The following is a 384-nucleotide window of genomic DNA, read 5'->3' on the forward strand; positions in this document are numbered from 1 at the left end:
GTGTACGCGGTGTACCAGGCCGGGTTCTCCATGACGTTGCGCAGGATGACCGGCGGGGTGAAGGTGCCGTAGTAGCCGAGGCCGATCATCGGGGACAGAACCTGGTTGCGGTCGGCGAGCGAGCGGAGCTCGGCGAGCACCTCCGCCTCGGTCCGCGCCTCGGGCAGGTTCAGCGCGTCGGCGGTCTTGATCACATCCGGTACCGCGGCGGCGGTGAGCTCGTCCAGGGAGCCGTAGCCCACCTGGGCGAGCATCTTCGCCTGCGCCTCGGCGTCCGGGCCGATGTGGCGCTGCTCGAAGGGGATGCCTCGCTCCAGCTGGGAGAGCGGAATGCGGTTGGCGGTCATTACGGAGGCCTCCTGGTCGTACGACCTGCGAGGGGCA

General features: G+C 69.3%; 1 pseudogene. It reads right to left on the bottom strand.

From position 1 onward, the window contains the following. Window positions 1-347, bottom strand: a pseudogene (locus G3I71_RS49870) (glycine dehydrogenase (aminomethyl-transferring)); the annotation flags it as partial. Window positions 348-384: the final 37 nt, after the last annotated feature.

The organism is Streptomyces sp. SID12501 (assembly GCF_010550245.1).
GTDB lineage: Bacteria > Actinomycetota > Actinomycetes > Streptomycetales > Streptomycetaceae > Streptomyces.